Source organism: Mycobacterium arosiense ATCC BAA-1401 = DSM 45069, from assembly GCF_002086125.1.
Lineage (GTDB): Bacteria > Actinomycetota > Actinomycetes > Mycobacteriales > Mycobacteriaceae > Mycobacterium > Mycobacterium arosiense.
Map to the genome: position 1 here is coordinate 1 of NZ_MVHG01000163.1, position 3,495 is coordinate 3,495.

A 3,495-nucleotide genomic window follows, 5' to 3' on the forward strand; every position below is an offset into this window, starting at 1 on the left:
CGCCCTTTGGCGGCCCGCCCACCTATGGGCCGCCCGCATATCCGGGCTATCCCTCGACGCCGGACTACCCGGGTGGCTATGGACCGGTGGCAGCGCGGCCCGGGACGAACCCACTGGCGATCGCGTCGCTCATCGCGTCCTTCACTGGCCTGCTGTGCTGCATCGGCTCGATCGTGGCCATGGTGCTGGGTGCGATCGCCCTGGATCAGATCAAGCGGACCCGTCAGGACGGCTTCGGCCTGGCGGTCGCCGGCATCGTCATCGGAATCGCCACGCTGCTCGTGATGCTTGTGGTCGTGCTCTTCGCGATCCACACGCATTAGCGCCAAGCGCGCCGGAGCCGGTTGTCTGCCATCCGGCCCGCGGCTGCCTAGGCTCTACTTCCATGGGATCGGTCAACAGGGTGTACGTCGCGCGGCTGTCGCGCATGTTGGTGCTGGGCCCGCTTGGTGAATCCGTCGGCCGAGTGCGCGACGTCGTCATCAGCATCAGCATCGTGCGCCAGCAACCGCGCGTGTTGGGGTTGGTCGTGGACCTGGCCACCCGGCGCAGCATCTTCATTCCGATTTTGCGGGTCGCCTCCATCGAGCCCAACGCGGTGACGTTGAGCACCGGCAACGTGTCTTTGCGCCATTTCGTGCAGCGGCCCGGCGAGGTGCTGGCAATCGGCCAGGTGCTCGACACCGCCGTCAAGGTGACCGACCCCGAACTGCCGGAGCTGGCGGGGCTGGACGTGATGATCACCGATCTGGGCATCGAGCAGACCCGAACGCGGGACTGGATGGTGAGCCGGGTCGCCGTGCGCAGCCAGCGCCGGCTGGGGCGACGCGGCCCGGTACACGTCGTCGACTGGCACCACGTGCAGGGCTTGACCCCGTCGGCGCTGGCGCTGCCGGGCCAAGCCGTGGCCCAGCTGCTGGATCAGTTCGAGGGCCGCAAACCGGTCGACGTGGCCGACGCCATCCGCGGACTGCCTGCCAAGCGCCGCTACGAGGTGCTCAAGGCGCTCAACGACGACCGGCTGGCGGACATCCTGCAGGAACTGCCCGAGTTGGACCAGGCCGACGTGCTGTCGCAGCTGGGCACCGAGCGATCCGCCGATGTGCTCGAGGAGATGGATCCCGACGACGCCGCCGACCTTTTGGGTGTGCTGAATCCGACCGACGCCGAAATGCTGCTGACCCGGATGGATCCCGGGGATTCCGCCACGGTGCGACGGCTGCTCACCCACTCGCCCGACACCGCCGGCGGACTGATGACCTCGGACCCGGTGGTGCTGACCCCGGACACCGCGGTCGCCGAGGCGCTGGCCCGCGTCCGCGATCCCGATATCAGCGCCGCGCTGTCGTCCATGGTGTTCGTGGTGCGTCCGCCCACGGCCACCCCGACCGGGCGCTACCTGGGGTGTGTGGCGCTGCAGCGACTGCTGCGCGAGCCACCGGCCGAGCTGGTCGGCGGGATCGTCGACAGCGACCTGCTGACGCTGACGCCCGAGACACCGCTGGTCTCGGTGACCCGCTACCTCGCCGCCTACAACCTGGTGTGCGGGCCTGTGGTCGACGACCAGAACCATCTGGTGGGGGCGGTCACCGTCGACGACCTGCTCGATCACCTGCTGCCGCACGATTGGCGGGTGGACATGCAGGACCTCGACACCGCCGGCCGCCTCGAAGGACTGGGAGGATCCGCGTGAGCAGGTCCACGTCTCCGCGGGGGCTCTACACCCCACGGACATCGCGCAGATACTCGCCGCGGCTGGATCCAGAAACCGTCGGACAGTTCACCGAGTCGATCGCCCGCTTCTTCGGCACCGGGCGGTACCTGCTGCTGCAGACGATCGTGGTCTTCGTGTGGATCGCGCTGAACCTGTTCGCCGTGCGGCTGCGCTGGGACCCCTATCCGTTCATCCTGCTGAATTTGGCGTTCTCGACCCAGGCCGCCTACGCGGCACCGCTGATCCTGCTGGCCCAGAACCGCCAGGAGAACCGGGACCGGGTGGCACTCGAAGAGGACCGCCGTCGCGCGGCGCAGACCAAGGCCGACACCGAGTTTCTGGCCCGCGAACTGGCCGCGGTGCGGCTGGCCGTCGGTGAGGTGACAACGCGTGAATACCTGCGTCACGAGCTCGATGACCTGCGCGAGTTGCTGACAAAGATGCAGCCGGGCGCCGCGGATGCCGACGCGGTTCAGGGCGGCGATGGCCTGGAGCGAACGGCTAAGAAATCCAGGTGAGAACCGTCTGAACCATTGCGCCACTCGTGTCACAAGAGTTATGTATGGTGATCTGGTTCACCGAGCCAACAGAAAGTGTACCCAGCTCACATAACTAGGACGGTCGAGTGCGCATAGGGGGAAGCCGGGGTGAAAGCCCCGCCGCCGCGACTGTGCGGCAGCGAGCACTTCGGAACACGCGCAAGCCGATTTTCGGCATGGCAATGATCACTCCACTGGTCTTCGCGGGGGCGGTCAGCGCGACGGCCCCTTCGCTTCCGATGCGAATGCCCCCGGTGCATGCCGCCGTCGCCCCGGTGGCCGCGGTGTCCCCCAGTTTCCCCGACCTCACCGGTCCCGCCGTCGTCGCGATCGATCGCGGCCCCACGCTCTTTCACGTCGCCGAGCCCGCATTGTCGGCTCCGCCGCCGGCAATGATCGTGAATGCGCCTGGCGCCCTTGGCATTCCAAGCGTCGCGCTGGCCGCCTACCGTAGCGCGGAACAAAAGATGGCCATCGCCGCCCCGGGCTGTGGCGTCAGCTGGAACCTCTTGGCGGGAATCGGGCGCATCGAATCAGGCCACGCGGGCGGTGGAGCGGTGGACGCACGCGGCACCGCGATCACCCCCATCTACGGCCCGTCCCTGGACGGCACGCTGCCCGGCAACGAAACCATCGTCCAGAGCAGCGCCGGGAACCGCGTCACCTACGCCCGCGCGATGGGACCCATGCAGTTCCTGCCGGGCACCTGGGCGCGCTACGCCTCGGACGGCAAGGGCGACGGCGTGGCGGATCCGCAGAACATCTTCGACGCAACGCTGGCGGCCGCCCGTTACCTGTGCAGCGGCGGACTCAATCTGCGTGATCAGTCGCAGGTCTTGACCGCGATCCTGCGCTACAACAACTCGATGCCCTACGCGCAGAACGTGTTGGGCTGGGCGGCGGCCTACGCCACGGGCGTCGTGCCGGTCGACCTGCCGCCGATGACCGGGCCGCCGCCGCCGCTGGGCGACGCGCACCTCGAGCACCCCGAAGGGCTCGGGCCCAACCTGCCGATGAACATCAACGGCCTGCCGCTGGACGACCCGCTGGCTCGGGTCCCGCTGATCGACCTGAGCAGCCCGGCGCTCGGCAGTCCCTCGCCGATGTTCCCGTGGATGACGCCGACGCCCCAGCAGGCCCCGGCCCAGGTTCCCGGTTGCACGGTGATCTGCATCAGCTCGCAGGGCACCCCGCCCGCGGGTCCGCCGCCGCCGTTCGGCGCGCCGCCCCCGGATGCCGGTC

General features: G+C 68.8%; 4 protein-coding genes. All 4 read left to right on the forward strand.

Annotated elements, in window-relative coordinates; translation table 11 throughout:
- The coding region (locus BST14_RS27615) for a DUF4190 domain-containing protein (RefSeq protein ID WP_142279657.1) at positions 1-323 on the forward strand (323 nt) is incomplete at its 5' end.
- Between the two features lie 62 nt (positions 324-385).
- Positions 386-1,693 carry a magnesium transporter MgtE N-terminal domain-containing protein gene (locus BST14_RS27620; protein ID WP_083067436.1) on the forward strand — a complete coding sequence of 436 codons (1,308 nt, stop codon included), beginning with the start codon at positions 386-388 and terminating at the stop codon, positions 1,691-1,693.
- Positions 1,690-2,232, forward strand: coding sequence for a DUF1003 domain-containing protein (locus tag BST14_RS27625; protein WP_083067437.1), 543 nt, complete (start codon positions 1,690-1,692; stop codon positions 2,230-2,232). Before BST14_RS27620 ends, BST14_RS27625 begins: the two co-directional genes overlap by 4 nt.
- A gap of 107 nt (positions 2,233-2,339) precedes the next feature.
- Positions 2,340-3,495: lytic transglycosylase domain-containing protein (locus BST14_RS27630; protein ID WP_211280832.1), on the forward strand; the 1,156-nt coding region annotated here is incomplete at its 3' end.